This window comes from Rhodococcus sp. SGAir0479 (assembly GCF_005484805.1).
GTDB lineage: Bacteria > Actinomycetota > Actinomycetes > Mycobacteriales > Mycobacteriaceae > Prescottella.
Genome location: NZ_CP039432.1, coordinates 4,667,718 through 4,688,678, shown reverse-complemented (window position 1 = coordinate 4,688,678; position 20,961 = coordinate 4,667,718). Strand labels below are relative to the sequence as shown.

The 20,961-nt window shown below is 69.7% G+C and carries 24 protein-coding genes; 14 read left to right on the top strand and 10 right to left on the bottom strand.

Annotated features, from left to right (window positions below):
- Positions 1 to 63: 63 nt before the first annotated feature.
- A complete protein-coding gene (locus E7742_RS21745; protein WP_137800834.1) occupies positions 64 to 1,077 on the bottom strand; it encodes a hemolysin family protein in 1,014 nt (337 codons plus the stop codon).
- Positions 1,070 to 2,440, bottom strand: a complete 1,371-nt coding sequence (locus tag E7742_RS21740; RefSeq protein WP_137800833.1) for a hemolysin family protein — start codon at positions 2,438 to 2,440, stop codon at positions 1,070 to 1,072. Before E7742_RS21740 ends, E7742_RS21745 begins: the two co-directional genes overlap by 8 nt.
- A gap of 195 nt (positions 2,441 to 2,635) precedes the next feature.
- On the opposite strand from E7742_RS21740, the gene radA reads away from it, so the two are divergent.
- Positions 2,636 to 4,024, top strand: coding sequence for a DNA repair protein RadA (gene radA / locus E7742_RS21735; RefSeq protein WP_137800832.1), 1,389 nt, complete (start codon positions 2,636 to 2,638; stop codon positions 4,022 to 4,024).
- Between the two features lie 3 nt (positions 4,025 to 4,027).
- On the opposite strand, the gene E7742_RS21730 is transcribed toward radA, so the two are convergent.
- Positions 4,028 to 4,588: a PaaI family thioesterase gene (locus E7742_RS21730; protein WP_137800831.1), complete on the bottom strand. Its 561-nt coding sequence runs from the start codon at positions 4,586 to 4,588 to the stop codon at positions 4,028 to 4,030.
- Positions 4,589 to 4,726: 138 nt separating this feature from the next.
- Between E7742_RS21730 and disA the strand changes: the two genes are divergently transcribed.
- The gene (disA, locus tag E7742_RS21725) at positions 4,727 to 5,812 is read left to right on the top strand and encodes a DNA integrity scanning diadenylate cyclase DisA (RefSeq protein WP_137800830.1); all 1,086 of its coding nucleotides are present in this window, start codon (positions 4,727 to 4,729) and stop codon (positions 5,810 to 5,812) included.
- A 4-nt stretch (positions 5,813 to 5,816) separates the two neighbouring features.
- Here disA and E7742_RS21720 read toward each other — a convergent pair whose 3' ends face one another.
- Both E7742_RS21720 and E7742_RS21715 read right to left on the bottom strand, forming a co-directional pair.
- A complete protein-coding gene (locus E7742_RS21720; RefSeq protein ID WP_137800829.1) occupies positions 5,817 to 6,488 on the bottom strand; it encodes a hypothetical protein in 672 nt (223 codons plus the stop codon).
- A 105-nt stretch (positions 6,489 to 6,593) separates the two neighbouring features.
- Complete coding sequence (locus E7742_RS21715) at positions 6,594 to 7,220, bottom strand: carbonic anhydrase (protein ID WP_137800828.1); 627 nt, start codon at positions 7,218 to 7,220, stop codon at positions 6,594 to 6,596.
- An 85-nt stretch (positions 7,221 to 7,305) separates the two neighbouring features.
- Between E7742_RS21715 and E7742_RS21710 the strand changes: the two genes are divergently transcribed.
- Positions 7,306 to 8,205 (top strand): A/G-specific adenine glycosylase, encoded by a 900-nt coding sequence (locus tag E7742_RS21710; protein ID WP_137800827.1) that lies wholly within the window; start codon positions 7,306 to 7,308, stop codon positions 8,203 to 8,205.
- A 4-nt stretch (positions 8,206 to 8,209) separates the two neighbouring features.
- Here the strand turns inward: E7742_RS21710 and E7742_RS21705 are convergent, their stop codons facing one another.
- Positions 8,210 to 8,947, bottom strand: a complete 738-nt coding sequence (locus E7742_RS21705; protein ID WP_137800826.1) for an alpha/beta fold hydrolase — start codon at positions 8,945 to 8,947, stop codon at positions 8,210 to 8,212.
- A 68-nt stretch (positions 8,948 to 9,015) separates the two neighbouring features.
- Between E7742_RS21705 and mhuD the strand changes: the two genes are divergently transcribed.
- The 3 genes from mhuD (at position 9,016) to E7742_RS21690 (ending at position 10,548) form a co-directional block, all read left to right on the top strand.
- Entirely contained in the window at positions 9,016 to 9,330 is a 315-nt protein-coding gene (mhuD, locus tag E7742_RS21700; protein WP_137800825.1) for a mycobilin-forming heme oxygenase MhuD, read from the top strand.
- A gap of 241 nt (positions 9,331 to 9,571) precedes the next feature.
- The gene (locus E7742_RS21695) at positions 9,572 to 9,766 is read left to right on the top strand and encodes a CbtB domain-containing protein (protein WP_137800824.1); all 195 of its coding nucleotides are present in this window, start codon (positions 9,572 to 9,574) and stop codon (positions 9,764 to 9,766) included.
- The gene (locus tag E7742_RS21690) at positions 9,757 to 10,548 is read left to right on the top strand and encodes a CbtA family protein (protein WP_137800823.1); all 792 of its coding nucleotides are present in this window, start codon (positions 9,757 to 9,759) and stop codon (positions 10,546 to 10,548) included. The genes E7742_RS21695 and E7742_RS21690 overlap by 10 nt, the downstream gene beginning before the upstream one ends.
- A gap of 1 nt (position 10,549) precedes the next feature.
- Here E7742_RS21690 and E7742_RS21685 read toward each other — a convergent pair whose 3' ends face one another.
- Both E7742_RS21685 and E7742_RS21680 read right to left on the bottom strand, forming a co-directional pair.
- A complete protein-coding gene (locus E7742_RS21685) occupies positions 10,550 to 11,305 on the bottom strand; it encodes a DsbA family oxidoreductase (RefSeq protein WP_441346933.1) in 756 nt (251 codons plus the stop codon).
- Positions 11,306 to 11,367: 62 nt separating this feature from the next.
- Entirely contained in the window at positions 11,368 to 13,041 is a 1,674-nt protein-coding gene (locus E7742_RS21680) for a class I adenylate-forming enzyme family protein (RefSeq protein ID WP_137800821.1), read from the bottom strand.
- 407 nt (positions 13,042 to 13,448) lie between these two features.
- Here E7742_RS21680 and E7742_RS21675 point away from each other — a divergent pair, with 407 nt between their 5' ends.
- From E7742_RS21675 to E7742_RS21650, 6 genes are all read left to right on the top strand, one after another.
- Positions 13,449 to 13,643 carry a CbtB domain-containing protein gene (locus tag E7742_RS21675; protein ID WP_137800820.1) on the top strand — a complete coding sequence of 65 codons (195 nt, stop codon included), beginning with the start codon at positions 13,449 to 13,451 and terminating at the stop codon, positions 13,641 to 13,643.
- A complete protein-coding gene (locus E7742_RS21670; protein WP_137800819.1) occupies positions 13,634 to 14,452 on the top strand; it encodes a CbtA family protein in 819 nt (272 codons plus the stop codon). Before E7742_RS21675 ends, E7742_RS21670 begins: the two co-directional genes overlap by 10 nt.
- A 67-nt stretch (positions 14,453 to 14,519) precedes the next feature.
- Complete coding sequence (locus tag E7742_RS23840; RefSeq protein WP_137800818.1) at positions 14,520 to 14,954, top strand: SH3-like domain-containing protein; 435 nt, start codon at positions 14,520 to 14,522, stop codon at positions 14,952 to 14,954.
- Positions 14,951 to 15,241 (top strand): SH3-like domain-containing protein, encoded by a 291-nt coding sequence (locus tag E7742_RS23835; protein ID WP_368076930.1) that lies wholly within the window; start codon positions 14,951 to 14,953, stop codon positions 15,239 to 15,241. Before E7742_RS23840 ends, E7742_RS23835 begins: the two co-directional genes overlap by 4 nt.
- Before the next feature lie 16 nt (positions 15,242 to 15,257).
- Positions 15,258 to 15,956: a thiocyanate hydrolase subunit gamma gene (gene scnC / locus E7742_RS21655; protein WP_137800816.1), complete on the top strand. Its 699-nt coding sequence runs from the start codon at positions 15,258 to 15,260 to the stop codon at positions 15,954 to 15,956.
- Entirely contained in the window at positions 15,953 to 16,285 is a 333-nt protein-coding gene (locus tag E7742_RS21650) for an SH3-like domain-containing protein (protein ID WP_137800815.1), read from the top strand. The genes scnC and E7742_RS21650 overlap by 4 nt, the downstream gene beginning before the upstream one ends.
- 48 nt (positions 16,286 to 16,333) lie before the next feature.
- On the opposite strand, the gene E7742_RS21645 is transcribed toward E7742_RS21650, so the two are convergent.
- On the bottom strand, positions 16,334 to 16,768 hold the full coding sequence (locus tag E7742_RS21645; protein WP_137800814.1) for an OsmC family peroxiredoxin: 435 nt from the start codon (positions 16,766 to 16,768) through the stop codon (positions 16,334 to 16,336).
- A 65-nt stretch (positions 16,769 to 16,833) separates the two neighbouring features.
- On the opposite strand from E7742_RS21645, the gene E7742_RS21640 reads away from it, so the two are divergent.
- Entirely contained in the window at positions 16,834 to 17,460 is a 627-nt protein-coding gene (locus E7742_RS21640) for a YrhK family protein (RefSeq protein WP_137800813.1), read from the top strand.
- Positions 17,461 to 17,470: 10 nt separating this feature from the next.
- Complete coding sequence (locus tag E7742_RS21635) at positions 17,471 to 18,115, top strand: AAA family ATPase (protein WP_254699105.1); 645 nt, start codon at positions 17,471 to 17,473, stop codon at positions 18,113 to 18,115.
- Between the two features lie 67 nt (positions 18,116 to 18,182).
- Here E7742_RS21635 and E7742_RS21630 read toward each other — a convergent pair whose 3' ends face one another.
- Positions 18,183 to 20,735 (bottom strand): ATP-dependent Clp protease ATP-binding subunit, encoded by a 2,553-nt coding sequence (locus E7742_RS21630; protein WP_137800811.1) that lies wholly within the window; start codon positions 20,733 to 20,735, stop codon positions 18,183 to 18,185.
- Positions 20,736 to 20,961: the final 226 nt, after the last annotated feature.

Below are 20,961 nucleotides of genomic sequence, written 5' to 3'. Positions count from 1 at the left end.
CGGGATCCACAGCACTCACCGGACGAGCCCCGGGCGACATGGTCGCCCGGGGCTCGTCCCGTTCTACGCCGCTCCCGCCGTCGGCAGGAGCCGGGCGAGGACGTCCGCCAGTGTGATCAACCCGACGATCCGATCGTCGCCGTCACGCACCACCGCGATGTGGCTGCGGGTCTCCCGCATGGTGGCGAGGGCCTCGTAGACGGGCGTGCCGGTCGCGAGCGTGAGCACCGGGCGCTGCAGGTCGCGGGCCCGAGTGTCGGGCGCCGCGCGCAGGCTGTCCCGGACGTGCAGGACGCCGCCGATCCCGCCGCCGTCCCGGACCAGCAGGCGCAGGTGCCCGCTGGTGTCCGCGGTGGCCCGGATCTGCGCGACCGACGCGTCGGCGTCGACACTGCTCGGATCGCTGTTCGGCCGGACGATGTCGCCGACCGTCAATGCCTCGAGTTCGAGCGCGCTCGTCAGGTGTCCGCGGTAACGCTCGTCGAGGGTGCCGACGGTGGCCGAGTGCTCGACGAGGTGCCGCAGGGCCACCGGGTCCTGCCCGGACGCCACCTGGTCGACCGGCTCGACGCCGACCCGGGCCAGGCACCGGTTGGCGAGCCGGTTCAAGCGCGTGAGCACGGGCCGCGTCAGCCACATGAAGCCGCGCATCGGGACGGCCAGCAACGTCGCCGACTTCTCCGGGTGTGCGATGGCCCACGACTTGGGCGCCATCTCGCCGACGACGAGATGCAGGAACGTCACGATCACGAGCGCCAGCACGAAGCCGGCGACGTCGGCCAGCCACATCGGCGCACCCCAGTCGGCGAACGCGGGGGTGAGCCAGTGGTGGACGGCGGGCTTGGTCACCGCGCCGAGCGCGAGCGTGCAGACCGTGATGCCCAGTTGGGACCCGGCCAGCAGCACCGACAGCTCCGACGCGCTGCGCAACGCCGCCCGCGCCGATCGGCTCCGCGGGGCCGCGTCCTCGAGGCGGTGCCGGCGCGCCGCGATGAGCGCGAACTCGACGGCCACGAAGAAGGCGCTGGCCGCGATCAACGCGACCGTGACGGCGAGGACGATCCAGGGGTTACTCATCGACGTGGTCCTTCCGGTCGGCGTACACGGTCACGAACAGCAACGACGGCACGTGCCTGTCGACGGCCCGCACCTCCACCTCCAGCGACCGGGGTGGTGACGGTCGGTCGGCGACGAGGTCCGCCGGGTCCGCGGGCAGCGGCACCCGGACCGTGTCGCCGACGCGCGGCAGCCCACCGAACTCGGCGATGACCAGACCGGCGAACGTCTCGTAGTCGTCGCCTTCGGGAAGGTTCTCGTCGAGGACACGGGACACCTCGTCCACGTGGACCGAACCCGGCACCAGCCACCCGCCGTCGACGAGCTCGACCTCGGTGGCGTCACGGTCCGGGTCGTGTTCGTCGGCGATCTCCCCGACGAGTTCCTCCGCCATGTCCTCGATCGTGACGACCCCGTCGAATCCGCCGTACTCGTCGATGACGAGCGCCATCTCGTCGCCCGCCGCCGTCAGCTGGCTCAGGACGTCCGGCAGGGGCAGCGTGCTGGGCACGATGACCGCGCGGCGCGCGTGATCGCGGGCGCTGCCGGTGGTGTCGGCGCCGAGGAGATCGTGCAGGTGCACCACACCCACCAGGTCGTCGTTGGAGGCGCCCACCACGGGATACCTCGTGTGTCCGGCCCCCATCCGCGCGATCACGTCGGCGATCGGTTCGTCGGCGCGGACGACGTCGACCCGGGCCCGCGGAATCATCGCGTGTTCGGCTGTGCGAGTGGGGAAATCGAGCACCCGGTCCAGCAGCGTCGACAGCTCGCGCGGCAGTTCACCGGTGTCGCGGGACTCCGCGACGATGTGTTCGAGATCGCGCGCGGTGGCCGAGTGCTCGACGTCGTGGACCGGTTCGATCCGCAGCACCCGCAACAGCAGGTTGGACGACTGGTCGAACAGCCGGATCAGCCAGCCGAACACCCGGAGGTACACCGTGGTGGAGAGGGCCAGTCGCCGGGCCACCGGCTCCGGGCGGGCGATCGCGAGGTTCTTGGGGAACAACTCCCCGAACAGCATCTGGACGAATGTGGAGAACAGCACGGCGAGCACGGCGCCGACGGCCACACCCACGGCGGTGGGGACACCGACGCCACCGAGGAGCTCGCCCAGCCCGCGCCCGACGAGCGGCTCGGCGACGTAGCCGACCAGCAGGCCGGTGACGGTGATGCCCAGCTGGGCGCCCGAGAGCATGAACGAGGTCCGCCGCGTCACCCCCAGGGCGCGGGCCGCGGCGGTGTCACCGGCCTCCGCGCGGGCCTTCAGGCGGGACCGGTCCACCGCCATGTACGCGAATTCCTGGGCGACGAAGTACCCGGTCAGTGCGGTGATCAGCAGCACGACCGCGACGCCGGCGAGGATTCCGAGCAGGGTCACCATGCGGCCACCTCCGTACGCGGGCTGTCACCGACGATCGCACGGGACGGGTCGGGTCTTCGAGGTTTGCGCTTGGCGCGTCTCATGTTCCTCTTTCGGGTCGCATCGACAGTCCTACAAAAATAGGACGAACCGGACAGGGGAACGGTTCCCGGCCGTGGCCGTTCGGTGTCGGCGGCCGCCGCTAGGCTGCCACGCGTGGCAAAACCCAAATCGAGCTTCCGGTGTTCGTCGTGTCAGCACACGGTGGCCAAGTGGGTGGGCCGCTGCCCCGAGTGCGGCACCTGGGGTTCGATGGACGAGGCGCCCGTGCTCGCCGCGGTCGCGGCCCGTCCCGGCGCCTCCCTGGCGCGCAGCGGCGCGGCCGCCGTGCTGCCCAGCACCCCGGCCACCCCGATCAGTCAGATCGACGGGAAGACGACCCGCGCCAAGCCCACCGGCGTCGACGAACTCGACCGCGTGCTCGGCGGCGGTGTGGTCCCCGGCTCGGTCGTGCTGCTCGCCGGGGAACCCGGTGTGGGCAAGTCGACGCTCCTGCTCGAGGTGGTGCACCGGTGGGCGTCCCGCGGACCGGACGACCGCGCGCTCTACGTCACCGGCGAGGAGTCGGCCGGTCAGGTGCGGCTGCGCGCGGACCGGATGGGCGCCGTGCACGATCGCGTGTACCTGGCGGCCGAGTCCGACCTGGCGACCGTGCTGGGGCACGTCGAGCAGGTCCGGCCCACACTGCTGATCGTCGATTCGGTGCAGACCATGCTCGCCGCCGATGTCGACGGCGTCACCGGCGGTGTCACCCAGGTCCGGGCCGTCACCAGCGCGCTCACCTCGCTCGCGAAGGCCAGCGGGGTGCCGGTGCTGCTGATCGGCCACGTCACGAAGGACGGCGCGGTCGCCGGACCCCGCTCCCTCGAGCATCTCGTCGACGTGGTGCTGCACTTCGAGGGCGACAAGCACTCGTCGCTGCGGATGATCCGCGGCATCAAGAACCGCTTCGGCGCCGCCGACGAGGTGGGCTGCTTCGAGCTGCGCGAGGACGGCATCGTGGGCGTGAGCGACCCGTCCGGGTTGTTCCTGCACCACCGGGACGACGAGGTGCCCGGCACCGCCGTCACGGTCACGATGGACGGCAAACGGCCGCTGCTCGGTGAAGTGCAGGCGCTCGTCGCCCCCACCCAGAACCCGTCGCCGCGGCGCGCGGTGAGCGGGCTGGACTCGGCCCGCGTCTCGATGGTGCTGGCCGTGCTCGAACGCCGCCACAGCATCAAGCTCTCCGACAAGGAGGTCTACGCGGCGACGGTGGGCGGCATGCGGATGACCGACCCCTCGTGCGACCTGGCGCTGGCGATCGCGGTGGCGTCCGCCGGCAAGGACCGGCCCATCCCCGCGGGCACCGTCGTGCTGGGCGAGGTGGGCCTGGCCGGGGAGGTGCGCCGGGTGAGCGGAGTGGCGCGCCGGGTCGCCGAGGCCGCACGGCTGGGTTTCACCCGCGCGGTGGTGCCGGTCGACTCCGGGGACCTGCCCCGGGGCATCCGCGCGGTCCCGGTCGCGGACGTCGGAGATGCGCTGCGCGCGTTGAGCCTTCGCTGAGGGTCAGACGGCGGACGTGCCGAACGGCGACGTCGGGACGCCGTCGACGAACGCCGCCGTGGGCGCGAAGTGTTCGGCTCTGACGGTCAGGAACAGTCCCCGCGACGTCGCGACCGGAGTGTCGGGATCGGCGCCCGGCCCCTCCACGATGAACGCCTCCGACGTCGTGTACGCCTTGCGGCGGACCGTGCCCTCGAGACGGGCCCGGAACTCGAGCACCGAACTCAGCGGGATGGGCCGCGCGAAGTCGATCTCGAGATGCGCGGTGACGACCGGCCCACCGAGCACCATGCACGCCATGCCCTGCACCTCGTCGAACGCGGTGGACAGGATGCCGCCGTGGATCACACCCGGCCCGCCCTGGTAACGATTGGCCACCACGAGGCGCCCCTTCACCGCGTAGTTCTCGTCCGCGGTGAAGCTCATCGCCATGCCGGCGGGCTGGTCGTCCCCGCACCCGAAGCACTTGGACCAGTGCTGGGGAAGCGATTCGCCGGGAGCCGGAAAGTAGTCCGGCACCTCCGGCATGACGAGGTCATCGGGCAAAGTCCAAGTACTGCTCACAACTAGGTAATGTAGAGACGGCTCGATCGTCTCCCGGACGCGGCTCGTCCGGATGTGACGTCGGACTCACTGCTTTCCGGCGCGATCGGACGGCCGCACCGACCGCAGACGCACACCGCACGAGGGGGGACTGTCGCGATGAACGACGCCACGACGTCGGCCGTGCTCCGCGACACCATCGCCCGCCTCGCCCCGGGCACCGCGCTGCGCGACGCACTCGAACGCATCCTCCGCGGACGCACCGGCGCGCTGATCGTGCTGGGTTACGACGAGGAAGTCGAGGCCCTGTGCGACGGCGGCTTCGAGCTCGACGTCGAGTTCGCGCCCACCCGGCTGCGGGAGCTGTCGAAGATGGACGGCGCCGTGGTGCTCTCCTCCGACGGCACCCGCATCGTGCGCGCCAACGTGCAGCTCGTCCCCGACCACAAGATTCCCACGGTGGAATCCGGGACCCGGCACCGCGCCGCCGAACGCACGGCATTCCAGACCGGCTACCCCGTGGTGTCGGTGAGCCAGTCGATGAGCATCGTCAGCGTGTACGTCGGCGGGATCCGGCACGTGATCGACGGCTCGGACACCATCCTGGCGCGCGCCAACCAGGCCGTCGCGACGCTCGAGCGCTACAAGTCCCGGCTCGACGAGGTGACGCGGCAGCTGTCGGTCGTCGAGATCGAAGACTTCGTGACGCTGCGGGACGCGCTCACCGTCGTGCAGCGGCTGGAGATGGTCCGCCGCGTGTCCGTCGAGATCGAGCAGGACGTGCTCGAGCTCGGCACCGACGGCCGGCAGCTGGCGCTGCAACTCGAGGAACTGGTCGGCGACAACGACGCGGTCCGTCGGCTCGTCGTCCGGGACTACCTGGCGGGATCGGAACCCGCGTCGACGACGGCGGTCGACAGCACTCTCGCGGCCCTCGACAAGCTCACCGACGTCGACCTGCTGGACCTGACGACGCTGGCCCGTGCGTTCGGGTACCCCGGCACCATCGAGGCGCTCGACGCCCCGGTCAACCCGCGCGGCTACCGCATCCTCACCCGCGTCCCGCGGCTGCAGTTCACGCAGATCCATCGGCTCGTCGGCTCGTTCGGCACGCTGCAGGGACTTCTGGCCGCGACGGCCGCGGACCTGCAGTCGGTCGACGGCATCGGCGGCCTGTGGGCCAGGCACATCCGCGAAGGGCTCTCGCGCCTCGCGGAGGCCTCGATCAGCGGGCCGTACGACTAGCGGCTCAGGAGAAGTTGAACGGCTCGGGCGCGCTGCGCAGCTCACCGAGCTGCGCGACCAGCGTGTAGGCGCCCGGGGCCACCTGGTTGCGGGTGGTGGTGCAGCCCGGATCCGACGTCTTGCCGGACCACTTCACGGTGAACCGGGCCTGCCCGCCGGGCTCGAGCACCTGCACGGCCGGCTCGGCATCCGGGTAGCAGTCGACGTTCGACCACAGCCGCTTGTTGCCGTCGAGGGTGTACACGAGCGCCTGCTGCAGACCCGAGCCCAGGTTGCGTTCGCACTTGGCGGTGCCGATGTTGGTGATCGCCACGGTGAAGCTCGGCTCGTCACCGATCTTGTACTGCGGCTGATCCGGCGTCGCCTTGATCGCGAGCGACTGGTCCGAGCACTGTGCCGACGCGGCGCCACTCGTGGACGTCGCGGAGGCGGACGTGCTGGTCGACGACGCCGCGGCGGACTCCGACGGCTTCTCCTCGGACGAGGACGGCGCCGCCTCCGAGGTCTCGGTGAGGGCGGACGTCTCGGCGGCGGCCGACGAGTCCGACGAATCGCCGCCGGTGAGCGACGAGACGATCCACACGATCAATCCGAGCACGACGACGATCGCGACTACCGCGGCCACCCGCCGACGCCGGTAGATCTCGGGGGGCAACGGTCCGTTCGGTTCAAGCACGAGTCAACCGTAATTCCATGCGTCCTGCCCTTGCTTCAGCGGTACCGGCGTGTCGCCCGGCGGCGCAGTCGTGTCCACCACGCTGCGCCCCGGGCCCCGCGGTTCTCAGACGGCCGGCTCTCCGACGTCACCCTGGACGCTCTGCAGCTTGATGTCGCCGTCCGAGAGCTTGTACGTGACACCGACGATGGCGCACTTGCCGGCCTCGACGGCCTCCGAGATGATCCGCGAGCGCTGCATCAGCAGCGAACCGGTCTCGACGACGTGGCGGCCCTCGAGCTCGTCGACCGTCGACAGACCTTCGCGGCGCCCCATCAGGATCGAGGGCGAGACGCGCTCGACGACGTCACGGATGAACCCGGCCGGGATGGCACCGTTGTCGAGGGCGTCGAGCGTGGCCTTGACGGCGCCGCAGCTGTCGTGACCGAACACGACCACGAGCGGCACGTTGAGGACCGCGACGGCGTACTCGATGGAGCCGAGGACGGCGCTGTCGATCACGTGGCCGGCGGTGCGGACGACGAACATGTCGCCGAGGCCCTGGTCGAAGATGATCTCGGCGGCGACACGGGAGTCGCCACAGCCGAAGATCACGGCAGTCGGGTGCTGGGCGTCGACCAACTTGGCACGGTCGGCAACACCCTGGCTCGGATGCAGCGGGGTACCGCTGACGAATCGCTCGTTACCCTGCTTGAGGGCTTTCCAAGCGGAGATCGGGTTGGAGTTCGGCATGGGGCAATTGTGCACCCTCCTCCGTCCGCCGTCTCGATTGGACGACGAAAGCCCGAGTGGTGAACGGAGAAGGGTGAGAAGTTCGGTGTCTTCGGGGTCTTCGGCGTCAGTGGACGGTTCGGCGTTGCTGCGGTGGTACGACGAACAGGCCCGCGATCTGCCGTGGCGACGCGACGGGGTGACCGCGTGGCACATCCTGATGAGCGAGATCATGCTGCAGCAGACTCCCGTCGTACGGGTCGCGCCGATCTGGGAGGAGTGGGTGCGCCGCTGGCCCGTGCCGTCGCTGATGGCGGCGTCGAGCCAGGCGGACGTCCTGCGCGCATGGGGCAAGCTCGGCTATCCGCGCCGCGCGCTGCGCCTGCACGAGTGCGCGGGCGTGCTGGCGAGCGAGCACGGTGACGTGGTGCCCGCCGACGTCGACGTCCTGCTGAGCCTGCCCGGCATCGGCGACTACACCGCCCGCGCCGTCGCGTGCTTCGCGTACGGACACCGGGTTCCCGTCGTGGACACCAACGTTCGCCGTGTGGTCGCGCGCGCCGTGCACGGCCGAGCGGACCAGGGCAACCCGTCGGCCAGGCGCGATCTGGCCGACGTCGAGGCGCTCCTGCCCCGTACCCGCGAGCGCGCCGCGCGGTTCTCGGCCGCCCTCATGGAGCTGGGTGCGACGGTGTGCACCGCCCGCACCCCCGCCTGCGACCGCTGCCCCCTGCCGCGCTGCGCGTGGGTGGAGGCCGGGCGGCCCGCCTACACCGGTGAGCCCCGCAAGGTGCAGAAGTTCGCGGGCACCGATCGCCAGGTGCGCGGCAAGCTGATGGACGTGCTGCGCGGCAGCGTCCATCCGGTGGAGCGGGCCGCCCTCGACCTGGTGTGGCTCAGCGACCCCGGACAGCGGGACCGGGCGCTGGACTCGCTGCTGGTGGACGGCCTGATCGAGCAGACCGAGGACGGGCTGTTCGCGCTGGCCGGTGAGGGCGGCCGCTGACGGGTCAGTCCAGGGACGTCAGGAACTGCTCGACGGCGGCGCGGTACGTTCCGGGTTGGTCGTCGTGGACGAGGTGCCCGGCCTGCGCGACCCACACGTAGCGGGCGTCGTGCCCCTCGAGCATGCGGCGCATCTGTCCCTCGGGCGTGATGGTGTACTCGCCCTCGATGAGCAGCGCGGGCACCCGCACCGCGTCCCACTGCGCCCAGAAGTCGCGGCGGCCCCATTCCTCCGAGATGTCCCGGAACGTCTCGACGCTTCCGTGCAGATACCAGCCGTCGGGGCGCTTCTCGAACGAGTCGAGGAAGTACCGGCCGGCGACCTCGCCGAAGTACGCGATCACGGACTCCTCCGAGGGGAACGGCTGCGGCCACGCGGAAACCATTGTGGCCCAGTCCCCGGCGGTCCGACCACGGAAGTCCGGGGCCATGTCCTCGAGGACGAGGGCGCGGACCCGGTGCGGATGAGCGGCGGCGAAGCACCACGCGTGCAGGGCGCCCATCGAGTGACCGATGACGGTGAGCGGATCGTCGAGCCCGTCGAGTGCGGCGGCGAGATCGGCGACGAACAGTTCGGTCGTGGGATCGCCGTCGATCGGGCGGCCGTGGCCGGCGGCGTCGAACGTGTAGACGTGGCCGTGCTCGCGCAGCCACGACACGTGCCGGGACCACGTGCGGGCACTGCCCATCAGCCCGTGCAGCAGCAGTATCGGCCGACCCGTCCCACCCTCGTCGTGCAACACGGAACCGACGGTAGCCCACCGCCCGCGGACACGGGGAGAACCGATGTCCCCGGAGTACCCTCGCGTGCATGGCTGTCGTGAAGATCAATGCAATCGAGGTGCCCGAGGGCGCCGGCCCCGAACTCGAGAAGCGGTTCGCCAATCGCGCACACGCGGTCGAGAACTCCCCCGGCTTCCTCGGATTCCAGCTCCTGCGTCCGGTCAAGGGCGAGGACCGCTACTTCGTGGTGACGCAGTGGGAGTCCGACGAGGCGTTCCAGGCATGGGCCAGCGGTCCCGCCCGCGAAGCGCACGCCGGCGAGCGCGCCAAGCCGGTCGCCTCGGGAGCGTCGCTGCTCGAGTTCGAGGTGGTTCTGGACGTAGCGGCCCGCCCCGAATCCTGAGTCGTCCGGCCCGGGCTTTCCGGGCCCGGCGGCGCAGGACACCGGCGGTCACGGTGCCGATCCCAGGGATTGACACCGTGACCTGCGGGGTGTCAAAGTTCGCTCGACAAAGCGATGGATCGACGTAATCCGGTGCCATTCCGGAGCGGTCGCGCCACTGTGTTCGAGGCCAGTCCTCGAGAGCCAGACACTTCGGCCATCGCACGGATCCGACAGGGACGCGAAATCCCAGGAGGCATCGATGGCTATCGTCTTCTCACCCGACAGGTCGGCCGACTCGGCCGCGGTCGCGCTCGTCGCCGCAGCAGTGGTGCTGCTCGCAATGCTGGCGCTGTATCTGGTCGGCTTCGACCAGGGCGCCGTCTCCCGCAGTGGCATGTACATGCACGAACTGATGCATGACGGTCGGCACCTGCTGGGTCTGCCGTGCCACTGACGACCCTCTCCGAAAGCCTCCGAACACTTCTCGTCCGCGGTCTGTTGGCCGGACTGATCGCCGGTCTGGCGGGCGGCGTGGTCGCCTTCACCCTCGGTGAGCCGCACGTGCAGGCGGCCATCGAGATCGAGGAATCGGCCACCGCCCCGCATCCGGGCCCTCACGAGAGTGCCTCTGCGCCAGCCGAACACACGGGTCCAGCGCCGGAGGACGCGCACACCCACGGCGACGATGCGCTCGTCAGCCGCACCGGACAGCGCGTCGGCCTGTTCCTCGCCACCACACTGGCCGGGATCGCGCTCGGGGCGATCTTCGCGGTCGTCGTGCACTACGCGCGCCGGTTCACCGCGTTACCGGGCCCGACCCTGGCCGCTGTCGTGGCCGGATGTGGTTGGCTGGCAATCGAAGCCGTCCCGTTCTTCATGTATCCGGCGAACCCGCCGGCCGTCGGTGATCCGGACACGATCGACGAGCGGACACTGCTGTGGCTCGGCGCCGTCCTGCTCGGTCTGATCGCGGTAGCCGCGGCCGTCGGTGTGGGACGACTCCTGCGCCACCAGGACCTCGTGTCCGTTCGCACGGTCGGACAGACTGCGGCGTTCCTCGTCGTGGTCGCGGTGGGCTACCTCGCCCTGCCCGGGATCGACGAGGTGGGCGCGGACTTCCCGGCCACCCTGCTGTGGCAGTTCCGGATCTCGTCGCTGGCAACGCAGGCGAGTGTGTGGCTCGCGCTCGGACTGGCCTTCGCGTTCCTCACCGAACGCGCCGGCCGCCGCGCCTGACTCAGACAGCACACGAATCGTCGGTGCAGCCCTCGGCGTCCGCGTCGAGGGCTGCACCGTCCTGCGCCCGCGCGCCGTCGGCGTGCTCGACCGCCTGCCGCAGCAGCTCCGTGAAGATCTCCTGCGGCTGCGCGCCGGACACCGCCAGGCGCCGATCCGCAACGAAGAACGGCACACCCGTCACCCCGAGGCTGCGAGCGGCGGCGAGGTCGGCGTGCACCGCATCGGCACCGGCATCGCCGTCGAGTGCCGCGGCGACCTCGTCGCCGTCCATCCCGACACCGGCCGCGAGCTGCGCCAGCACCACCCGATCGTCGATCACCGCGCCGTCCGCGAAGTGCGCCCTGAACAGCGCCTCAAGCAGGGCGTCCTGCCGGTCCCCTGCCAGGTGCAGCAGTCGATGCGCGTCGAACGTGTTGGCCGCGATCACCGTGTCGAAATCCATGACCAACCCGTCCGCAGCCGCCGTGGCCGCGACGTGCCGGAACATCTGCCGCACCTGGTCGGCCGGCATGCCCTTGTGCTCGACGAGCACCTCGAGCTCGCCGCGCCGCGCTCCGACCGGGGTGTCCGGCGCGAGTTGGTACGCCCGCCACACCACCGCCACCCGGTCCCGCTGTGGGAAGGCGGCCAACGCGGACGCGAACCGGCGTTTGCCGATGTAACACCACGGGCAGGCGACATCCGACCACACCTCGATCTCGACGTGGGGCGCGGGAGTCCCGGACTGGTCGGCGGCACGGGCGTTGCTCTCGATGGTCACGAGGCATTCGAACACACGGCAGGCGCGGGGTGTTCCGCGCCCGCCGTGCAGCGACTTCACCCCCGCGCGAGTTGGTGCCGCAGCTCCCGCTTGAGAACCCTGCCGGACCGATCACGCGGCAAGCGCTTGGCGATGACGAGACGCTGCGGGGTCTGCTCCGGGTCGACACCGCGGGCTTCGAGAAGCGCCACGATCTCCTCGAGGCTGAGCGCCGTGCCGGGCCTGCAGGTCACGACCGCCACGATCCGATCGTCGCCGCGCTCGTCGGGGCAACCGATCACCGCCACCTCCGCCACCGACGGGTGCGCCGCGACCAGCGCCTCGAGCGCCACCGAACCGACCAGCGACCCACCCCGGCGGATGACGTCGGCCGCCCGATCGACGAAACGCAGATAGCCGTTGTCGGGGCCGTCGATCACGAACAGGTCCCCCGTCAGCAGGAACCCGTCCGCGTCGAACGGATCACGGTCGCGCGCGGGGTGGAGGTAGCCGGAGAAGACGGTGGGCCCCTTGACCCGCAGCTCGCCCACGACCCCCGGCTCGACGATCTCGGCTCCCGTCCGCGGATCCACCAGCTTGAGCACCGTCCCCTGTCCGTCGCCGGACCGCGGGTACAGCGGCGAATGCGGCCATTCCACGGAGCTGACCTCGGGATCCGATCGCAGGCTCACACCCTCTATCGTGCCGAAGAAATTGACGATCTGGACGCCGTACCGCTCCCGCCAGTGCCCTACCGACGGTGCGGTCGAGAAGCCGCCCTCGATGCCCATTCGGGTGAGGGTCGACAGATCCACAGCAGGCCCTTCCCGGCGCTCGACCGCCGACAGCACCGACGGCCGCCCCGCGGTGCAGGTCACCTTCTCGTCGGCGATCTGGCGCAGGAACACGTCGACGTCGGACGGCTGGTGCTGGACCAGCACGCACCCCGCCACGAGCCACGGCAGGAGCGCGCCGGCAACCCCCACGGCAGTCATCATCGGGAACGGGTTGAGCATCACGTCGTCGACGCGCAGGCCCATCGCATCGACCACGTCGCGCGCGATGGCCAGGGACTCGCAGTGGGCGCGCGGGGTCCCCTTCAGGGGTCGGTCCTCCCCACCGGTCCAGCTGATCGCGATGCAGTCGTCGGGTTCGGCCGGATGCTCGGAGACATGGGCTGCGACCACGGCGGAGTCCGCGGGCGTGGGCACACCGTGACCGATGCGAACCACACCGTCGGGCACACCGACGCCGTACCCGAAAACCGTGCGCAGCGTGGGTATCCGGGACCGCACCGAGATCACCCGCTCGGCGCCCCGGCTGCCGCCGATGCGGGCTGCGGTCACGAACGCACTCGCGCACGACTCGTTGCACACCTCGACGATGTCCGCCGCGGTGGAGTCGATCGGCAGCAGTGACACGATCGCACCCACTCGCCACGAGGCGAGGATGACGACCACCTGCTCCACGGTGTTCGGAAGCTGGATACCGATCACCGCCCCGGCGCGCACTCCGGATTGCAGAAACATCGCCGCGAGCCGGTCGACCTCCCCGTCGAGTTCCGCCCAGGTGACCCGCCGTGGAAGCGCGTCGACGTATTCGGACTTGTCCACCGGGTCGACGATCGCGAGCTGCGGACCTCGCTCGCGGACCTGGTCCGCGAGTAATCGCTGGACGGTGTCCGGAGTCCAGGCCCCGGTCTTGTTGAACTGGTCGATGCGGATCTGCGGGTGAATCTTGAGGCTCCCCATATGCCTGGTCCCTTCTGAGATCCGACGCCCCGACCGTCGCAAAAGTGTGATCTAGGTCACCAGATGTATCACGGTCCCGTTACTTATGCGAGTCCCTGTCCGAAGAACGGTCTGCGACCTGCGCGAACGACCGAGCTTGTGCGGCCGCGGAAGGCCGGATCCCGGCCGCGCCCGCCGGAAGGGAGCGAACCCGACGTCTGGATCCTCGCCGTTGTGTGAAGGCCACAATCGCGCCGATGCCACGGCACCGCCCGAGTAGCGTCGGTGCTGCCTTCCGGTCGACGGTGAGCGGGTCGCTCGCCGGGTGACAGGACAGAAGCCGTCCGACCCCTTCGCCGCCCGAGTCCGAGACCGTGGCGCGTACTCCGCCTCCGGTCCGGACGTTCGTGCGCCTCCCAGGAGGAACCATGACACTCGCCCACAGTCCCAGCCGGGCAATCGATTCCGCCGGCGCCGTGCTGATCGCGGTCGGCGCGGTACTCCTTGCTCTGCTCACCCTCTACCTGGTCGGCTTCGACCAGGGCGCCGTCTCCCGCACCGGCATGTACATGCACGAACTGATGCATGACGGCCGACACCTGCTGGGGCTCCCGTGCCACTGACCGGAACCCTCGCGAATCTGGTGGTGCGCGGTCTCCTCGCCGGGCTGATCGCCGGCCTGCTGGCCGGCGCGGTCGCCTTCACCCTCGGAGAACCACACGTCGCGGCGGCCATCTCGATCGAGGAATCGGCGCCGGCCACAGAGGCGGCCGAACACGGCCACGACGGCGCGACGCCCGCACACTCCCACGCGGACGGCGACGAACCGCTCGTGAGCCGCGACGGTCAACGCGCGGGCCTGTTCCTCGCGACCGCACTCGCAGGTACGGCCGTCGGAGCCATCTTCGGCGTGGCCGCGCACTTCCTCCGCCGTGTCACGGCCGTACCGGGCACGGCGCTCGGGCTCGCGCTCGCGGCTGCCGGATGGCTGGCGGTCGAGGCCGTGCCGTTCTTCAAGTACCCGGCCAATCCCCCCGCGGTGGGCGACCCGGACACGATCGACCAGCGGACGCTGCTCTGGCTCGCCGCGCTGATTCTCGGACTCGCCGCCGTGACGGCAGCGGCGTGGGTGTTCAGATCTCTTGCCGGACAGCGATACCGGACGGTTCGATTGGCCGCCGGCGTCGTCACCTTCGTCGCGATCGTGGCGGTCGGGTATCTGCTGTTGCCACCCGTGGACGAGGTGGGCGATACCTTCCCCGCGACGCTGCTGTGGGAGTTCCGGGTGTCGTCGCTGGCCACGCAGGCGACGCTGTGGCTCGTGCTCGGGATGGCGTTCGCGTTCCTCACCGAACGGGCACAGCGGGTGCCGCTCACCCAGACGGGCGCGGGTCGCCACGAAGCGCCCGCGCCGCGTACCACGCGACCGTAGGAGGGAATCGGACGACCTTTCGGAAGAACACCGGCAACCAGTGAACCTCCATGGAAGGGAGACCTCCATGACCACCACGAATCAGGCTCGGTTCCAAGCTCTCACCGACGGCCTCGCGAAGATCACGCCAGCAGTGCACGACGTCCAGGACTCGCCGTACACCATCAGCAACGCCCAGTACGACGTCCTCAGGCACGTCCTCCACGACGTCGGTGGGCAGCCCGCCCTCCCGGTCGAGTACCTCGAGAAGGAGGAGGAGGCCTGGGAGATGAACACGTACGTCACGTGCGAGTGCCTCGCGTGGCGCGGCTCGTGGAACGCGGAGATGCGCCGACGGGCCGAGGTCGACCTCGGTGAGACCCAGTACTTCGGCCTCCCCTACTACGCACGATGGGTCACCGTGGCCGCTCGGGTGATGGTCGACAAGGGCCTCATCCCGCTCAGCGAGCTCACCGCGAAGATCGACGAGGTGCGCTCACGTCTCCAGGAGGAACGGAAATGACCGGGAAGTTCAAGGTCGGTGACCGGGTGGTCGTCCGGGACGAGAGCAGCATCTTCCACACGCGCACACAGGCTTACGTGCGTAATCAGTCCGGGACCGTGGTGGCGTTGCGCCCCGACTGGGTGATACCCGAGGACGAGGCCTACGACAAGCTCGAGACCGGCCGCAAGGAACCCTTCTACGTCGTCTCGTTCAAACAGACCGACCTGTGGCCTCGCTACACCGGCTACGACGTCGACACCCTCGAAACCGAATGCGCCGAAGGCTGGCTCCGCGCGGCAGAGTAGGAAAGGTGACAGGCAAGTGAGCGAACCCCACGTCCACTCGGACAGCAAACAGCACGCCCCCATCGAGGCCTCCGACGAGATCAGCGAGTTCGAGGTGCTCGAACTCGCGCTGCGCGAACTCGCCATCGAGAAGGGCCTGTTCTCCGCCGAGGACCACCGCCGCTTCTCCGAATGGGCCGAGTCGATCGGCCCGTCCGGCGGATCCAAACTGGTGGCCAAGGCCTGGACCGACCCCGAGTTCAAGAAACGACTCCTCGAGAACGGCACCGAGACGTGCCAGGAGGTCGGCATCGACTGGCGGGATCCGACGGGCACCGGCACCCCCAGCGACTACACCTACTTCTACGTCCTGGAGAACACCCCGCAGGTGCACAACGTGATCGTGTGCACGCTGTGCTCGTGCTATCCGCGTCCCGTGCTCGGCATGTCCCCGGACTGGTACCGCACGCCCAACTACCGGCGGCGGATGGTGCGCCGGCCCCGCGAGGTACTCGCCGAGTTCGGCCTGCACTTCCCGTCCGACGTCGAAGTGCGCGTTCACGATTCCAATCAGAAATCGCGGTTCATGGTCATGCCCATGCGTCCCGAGGGGACGGAGGGATGGTCCGAGGAACAACTGGCGAAGATCGTCACCCGGGACACCATGATCGGCGTGGCGCTGCCGTCCGCCGATTGGGACGCGTCGGAGGCGCCGACGGCGGGGAGCGCGAAATGACGGCCACGCAGGGCTACGAGGTCATCCTCCGGACGCTGCCCCCGGACGCGACCAGGGCCGGAGACCTCGAGGAGGTCGACCGGAAACCGGACCCGTGGGAATCGGCGATGCAGGCCACGTGCGAATGCCTGTCGTTGCGCGGCGCCTGGGACAACCTCGAACGGCGCCACACCGAGGACGAACTGGGCGAGACGATCTACCGGGACTTCCCGGTGTACTCGCGGTCGGCCGTGACCACCGCGCACACGTTCCTCGATCGCGGCCTGGTCAGTCAGGACGAACTGCGCGCGAAGATGGAACAGGTCCGGGCGAGGCTCGAACGCAGCTGACGCGGAAGACGCTTCGCCTCAACCACGTTCGAGCGCTCAGCACAGGGGCTACTCGAGCGCGGCGTCGAGCGTGATCGCGACGCCGGTCAGAGCCTTGCTCACCGGGCAGGACTCCTTGGCGGCCTGGGCGGCACGGGCGAACCCCGCGGCGTCCAGGCCGTCGACCTCGCCCCGGACCGTGAGCACGATCCCGGTGAGTTTGAACCCCGGATCGTCCGGACCCAGCGAGACGTCGGCCCGGATCTCGAGACTCTGCGGGGTTCCGCCCGCCTCGGCGATCAGTGCGGACAACTGCATCGCATAGCAGGACGAGTGCGCTGCGGCGATCAGTTCCTCGGGGCTGGTGGTCCCGCCGGCATCCTCGGCGGCCCGCCTGGGAAACGACACCTCGAACGTACCGACGCCCGAGCTCGTGAGTTCCACCTGCCCCGAACCCTTTTCGAGTGTTCCGTTCCAGGCGGTGCGCGCAGTGCGGGTAGGCATGTGCAGATCCTCCATGTCGATCGGTCTACGTCCTTCTCGAAAACTACCCCCTATCGTGGGGTCGCATGGGGCAGAAGCTCGGGCCACGGCGGGAGTCGCTCGGTTTCGTGATCGGGTCGGCCCTGTTCGCGCTGGGCGCGTGCCCCGGGTACGCGTCGGCCGTGGGTAGTGAGACCGGCAACCTCACCTACTTCGTGGGGTCACTGTTCTTCACCGGCGCCGCCTTCGTCCAACTGCGCCTGACCGGACGCACGGTTCCCGGCACCGCGACGACCGTCGTGGACCGCTACGACTGGTGGTCGGCTCTCGCACAGTTCGTCGGCACGCTGCTGTTCAACGTCAGCACCGGGGCGGCGCTCGTTCGCGACCTGTCCCTCGGGGAGCACCGCGAATTCGTCTGGCAACCCGACGTGTTCGGATCGGCGTGCTTCCTCGTGGCGAGCGCCCTCGCCGTCGTCGCCACCACCGACGTCGACGGACTGTGGGACCCCCACGCCCGCAACTGGACCAGCACGTGGCTCAACACGATCGGGTCGGTGGCGTTCGGCGTCTCGGCGGGCGGCGCGCTGGTCGTGCCCGACACACATCGCCCGGAGAACGCCGCGGCCGCAGATCTCGGCACACTGGTGGGGGCGCTGTGTTTCCTGATCGCGGCGCTGACAATGAAGCCCCCGACGCCTCGGCTGGCATAACGTGCTGACCATGACCGACGACGATCAGCTGCTTCCGGCGCTCGCCGAGGGCGCGGGCCGGGCCGCCGCACTGGCCCGGGCCGCGTATCGGCGGCGGGGTCGGCGCCCACGACGCGGGCCGGTCCTCGTCGGCATCGACGGCCCGTCGGGCAGCGGGAAGTCGACACTGGCCGATCAGCTGTCCGCGGCACTGGACGACGCGCCCGTCGTGCGCATGGACGACCTGTATCCCGGTTGGGACGGACTGGCGGCCGCGATTCCGCGACTGGTGCAGGGCGTCCTCCATCCTGCCCGGCACGGGCGGATCCCGCGCTACCGCCGCTACGACTGGCACCGCGGCACCCACGCGGAGTGGCGCGCCGTCCGTCGGCACCGCTACCTGATCGTCGAGGGGGCGGGCGCGACGTGCGGGACGGCCCGCGAGTACTACGCGGTCCGGGTGTTCGTCGACGCCGACCCCGACGAACGGATGCATCGGGCGATGCGACGGGACGGAGAGATGTTCCGGCCGCACTGGCACCGCTGGGCGCGGCAGGAGGCCGCGCTGTTCGGCACCGACCGGACCCGCCGCGCCGCGCACGTCACGGTGACCGCGGACGCCGAGCCGGACGGGCGGGCCTGTGCGGTCCGCGCGCTCCCGTCGCCGGGTGGCTGACACCGGGTGCCCGCACACGACGACGCCCCGCGAGCGTGTGCTCGCGGGGCGTCGTCTCGTGTGGAACCTACTCGGCCGAACCACCCTCGGACGGGGTGTCACCGGCACCGGCCAGTGCCTCGGCCGGCGAGTCCGGCACCGAGACCGGCTTGGGGCTGCCGCGGAACGTGAACTTCGCGTTCTCGCCGGCGCCCTCGCCGTCCCAGCCCTCGACGTCGACCAGGACGATCTGGCCCGGGCCCAGCTCGTTGAAGAGAATCTTCTCCGACAGCTGGTCCTCGATCTCGCGCTGGATGGTGCGACGCAGCGGCCGCGCGCCCAGCACCGGATCGAACCCGCGCTTCGCGAGCAGCGCCTTGGCCTGCTCGGTCAGCTCGATGTCCATGTCCTTGTTCTTGAGCTGCGTCTCGACCCGGCCGATCATCAGGTCGACCATCTGGATGATCTCGTTCTGAGTCAGCTGGTGGAAGACGATGATGTCGTCGATACGGTTGAGGAACTCGGGGCGGAAGTGCTTCTTCAGCTCGTCGTGGACCTTGAGCTTCATGCGCTCGTAGTTCGACTCGCTGCCGCTGCCCGCCGAGAAGCCCAGCCCGACAGCCTTCGAGATGTCCGAGGTGCCCAGGTTGGACGTGAAGATCAGCACGGTGTTCTTGAAGTCGACCGTGCGACCCTGACCGTCGGTGAGACGGCCGTCCTCGAGGACCTGCAGGAGCGTGTTGTAGATCTCCTGGTGGGCCTTCTCGATCTCGTCGAACAGCACCACCGAGAACGGCTTGCGCCGCACCTTCTCGGTGAGCTGGCCGCCCTCCTCGTATCCGACGTAGCCGGGAGGAGCACCGAACAGGCGCGACGCGGTGAACCGGTCGTGGAACTCGCCCATGTCGATCTGGATGAGTGCGTCGTCCTCGCCGAACAGGAAGTTCGCCAGCGCCTTCGACAGCTCGGTCTTACCGACGCCGGACGGGCCGGCGAAGATGAACGAGCCCGACGGACGCTTCGGATCCTTCAGGCCGGCGCGGGTACGGCGGATCGCCTTGGAGACGGCCTTGACGGCATCCTCCTGGCCGATGATCCGCTTGTGCAGCTCCTCCTCCATGCGGAGCAGACGCGTGGTCTCCTCCTCGGTGAGCTTGAAGACCGGGATGCCGGTCCAGTTGCCCAGCACCTCGGCGATCTGCTCGTCGTCGACCTCGGCGATGACGTCCAGGTCGCCGGAGCGCCACTGCTTCTCCCGCTCGGCCCGCTGTGCAACAAGGGTCTTCTCCTTGTCGCGCAGGTTCGCAGCCTTCTCGAAGTCCTGCGCGTCGATCGCGGACTCCTTCTCGCGCCGCGCGTCGGCGATGCGGTCGTCGAACTCGCGCAGGTCCGGCGGCGCGGTCATCCGGCGGATGCGCATCCGGGCGCCGGCCTCGTCGATGAGGTCGATGGCCTTGTCCGGCAGGAACCGGTCGTTGATGTAGCGATCGGCCAGCGTGGCGGCCGCGACCAGTGCGCTGTCGGTGATCGAGACCCGGTGGTGTGCCTCGTAGCGATCGCGCAGACCCTTGAGGATCTCGATGGTGTGCTCGACCGTCGGCTCCCCGACCTGCACCGGCTGGAACCGGCGCTCGAGGGCGGCGTCCTTCTCGATGTACTTGCGGTACTCGTCGAGCGTGGTCGCGCCGATGGTCTGCAGCTCACCACGGGCCAGCTTGGGCTTGAGGATCGAGGCCGCGTCGATCGCGCCCTCGGCCGCACCCGCACCGACCAGCGTGTGCAGCTCGTCGATGAACAGGATGATGTCGCCGCGCGTGTTGATCTCCTTGAGGACCTTCTTCAGGCGTTCCTCGAAATCACCGCGGTAGCGGCTGCCGGCGACCAGCGAGCCCAGGTCGAGCGTGTAGAGCTGCTTGTCCTTGAGGGTCTCCGGGACCTCGCCGTTGACGATGGCCTGCGCCAGGCCCTCGACCACGGCGGTCTTGCCGACGCCCGGCTCACCGATCAGGACAGGGTTGTTCTTGGTGCGGCGGCTCAGCACCTGCATGACGCGCTCGATCTCCTTCGAGCGGCCGATGACGGGGTCGAGCTTGCCTTCCAGGGCGGCCTGGGTGAGGTTGCGACCGAACTGGTCGAGGACCAGCGACGTCGACGGGGTGCCCGCCTCGCCGCGGGTGCCGCCGGCCTCGGCCGGCTCCTTGCCCTGGTAACCCGACAGCAGCTGGATGACCTGCTGGCGGACCCGGTTGAGGTCGGCACCCAGCTTGACCAGGACCTGGGCTGCGACACCCTCGCCCTCGCGGATCAGGCCGAGCAGGATGTGCTCGGTGCCGATGTAGTTGTGGCCGAGCTGCAGCGCTTCACGCAGGCTGAGCTCGAGGACCTTCTTGGCACGGGGAGTGAAGGGAATGTGTCCGGACGGGGCCTGCTGACCCTGGCCGATGATCTCCTCGACCTGGCTACGGACACCTTCGAGGGAGATACCCAGCGACTCCAGCGACTTCGCCGCCACACCCTCACCCTCGTGGATGAGGCCGAGCAGGATGTGTTCCGTGCCGATGTAGTTGTGGTTGAGCATCCTGGCTTCTTCCTGAGCCAGGACGACGACGCGCCGCGCGCGATCGGTGAACCTCTCGAACATCGCTCTCCCTCACATTTTCCGGCGGTCCGGGACCGAGGCCTCGCGTGTCACGCTGCCCCGCGCCCTTCCGCCGCGTCTCGCTCCGGTACAACAGGCTGACGGCCTCCGGAACCGAAGGTTCCACGACCCCACTTCACACTCTAGTGGGCGACCCTCCGGCACGCCGCTCCTCCACCCGTCGAACGCGCGGAGCCGACCTGCACAAAGACAACAACGCCGCAGGTCG

What these genes read in the sequence shown, in the direction of transcription:
- E7742_RS21745 (WP_137800834.1), bottom strand. Translation starts at nt 1,077, where the DNA reads ATGAGTAACCCCTGGATCGTCCTCGCCGTCACGGTCGCGTTGATCGCG.
- E7742_RS21740 (WP_137800833.1), bottom strand. Translation starts at nt 2,440, where the DNA reads ATGGTGACCCTGCTCGGAATCCTCGCCGGCGTCGCGGTCGTGCTGCTG.
- disA (WP_137800830.1), top strand. Translation starts at nt 4,727, where the DNA reads ATGAACGACGCCACGACGTCGGCCGTGCTCCGCGACACCATCGCCCGC.
- E7742_RS21715 (WP_137800828.1), bottom strand. Translation starts at nt 7,220, where the DNA reads ATGCCGAACTCCAACCCGATCTCCGCTTGGAAAGCCCTCAAGCAGGGT.
- mhuD (WP_137800825.1), top strand. Translation starts at nt 9,016, where the DNA reads ATGGCTGTCGTGAAGATCAATGCAATCGAGGTGCCCGAGGGCGCCGGC.
- E7742_RS21695 (WP_137800824.1), top strand. Translation starts at nt 9,572, where the DNA reads ATGGCTATCGTCTTCTCACCCGACAGGTCGGCCGACTCGGCCGCGGTC.
- E7742_RS21680 (WP_137800821.1), bottom strand. Translation starts at nt 13,041, where the DNA reads ATGGGGAGCCTCAAGATTCACCCGCAGATCCGCATCGACCAGTTCAAC.
- E7742_RS21675 (WP_137800820.1), top strand. Translation starts at nt 13,449, where the DNA reads ATGACACTCGCCCACAGTCCCAGCCGGGCAATCGATTCCGCCGGCGCC.
- E7742_RS23840 (WP_137800818.1), top strand. Translation starts at nt 14,520, where the DNA reads ATGACCACCACGAATCAGGCTCGGTTCCAAGCTCTCACCGACGGCCTC.
- E7742_RS23835 (WP_368076930.1), top strand. Translation starts at nt 14,951, where the DNA reads ATGACCGGGAAGTTCAAGGTCGGTGACCGGGTGGTCGTCCGGGACGAG.
- E7742_RS21650 (WP_137800815.1), top strand. Translation starts at nt 15,953, where the DNA reads ATGACGGCCACGCAGGGCTACGAGGTCATCCTCCGGACGCTGCCCCCG.
- E7742_RS21645 (WP_137800814.1), bottom strand. Translation starts at nt 16,768, where the DNA reads ATGCCTACCCGCACTGCGCGCACCGCCTGGAACGGAACACTCGAAAAG.
- E7742_RS21640 (WP_137800813.1), top strand. Translation starts at nt 16,834, where the DNA reads ATGGGGCAGAAGCTCGGGCCACGGCGGGAGTCGCTCGGTTTCGTGATC.
- E7742_RS21635 (WP_254699105.1), top strand. Translation starts at nt 17,471, where the DNA reads ATGACCGACGACGATCAGCTGCTTCCGGCGCTCGCCGAGGGCGCGGGC.
- E7742_RS21630 (WP_137800811.1), bottom strand. Translation starts at nt 20,735, where the DNA reads ATGTTCGAGAGGTTCACCGATCGCGCGCGGCGCGTCGTCGTCCTGGCT.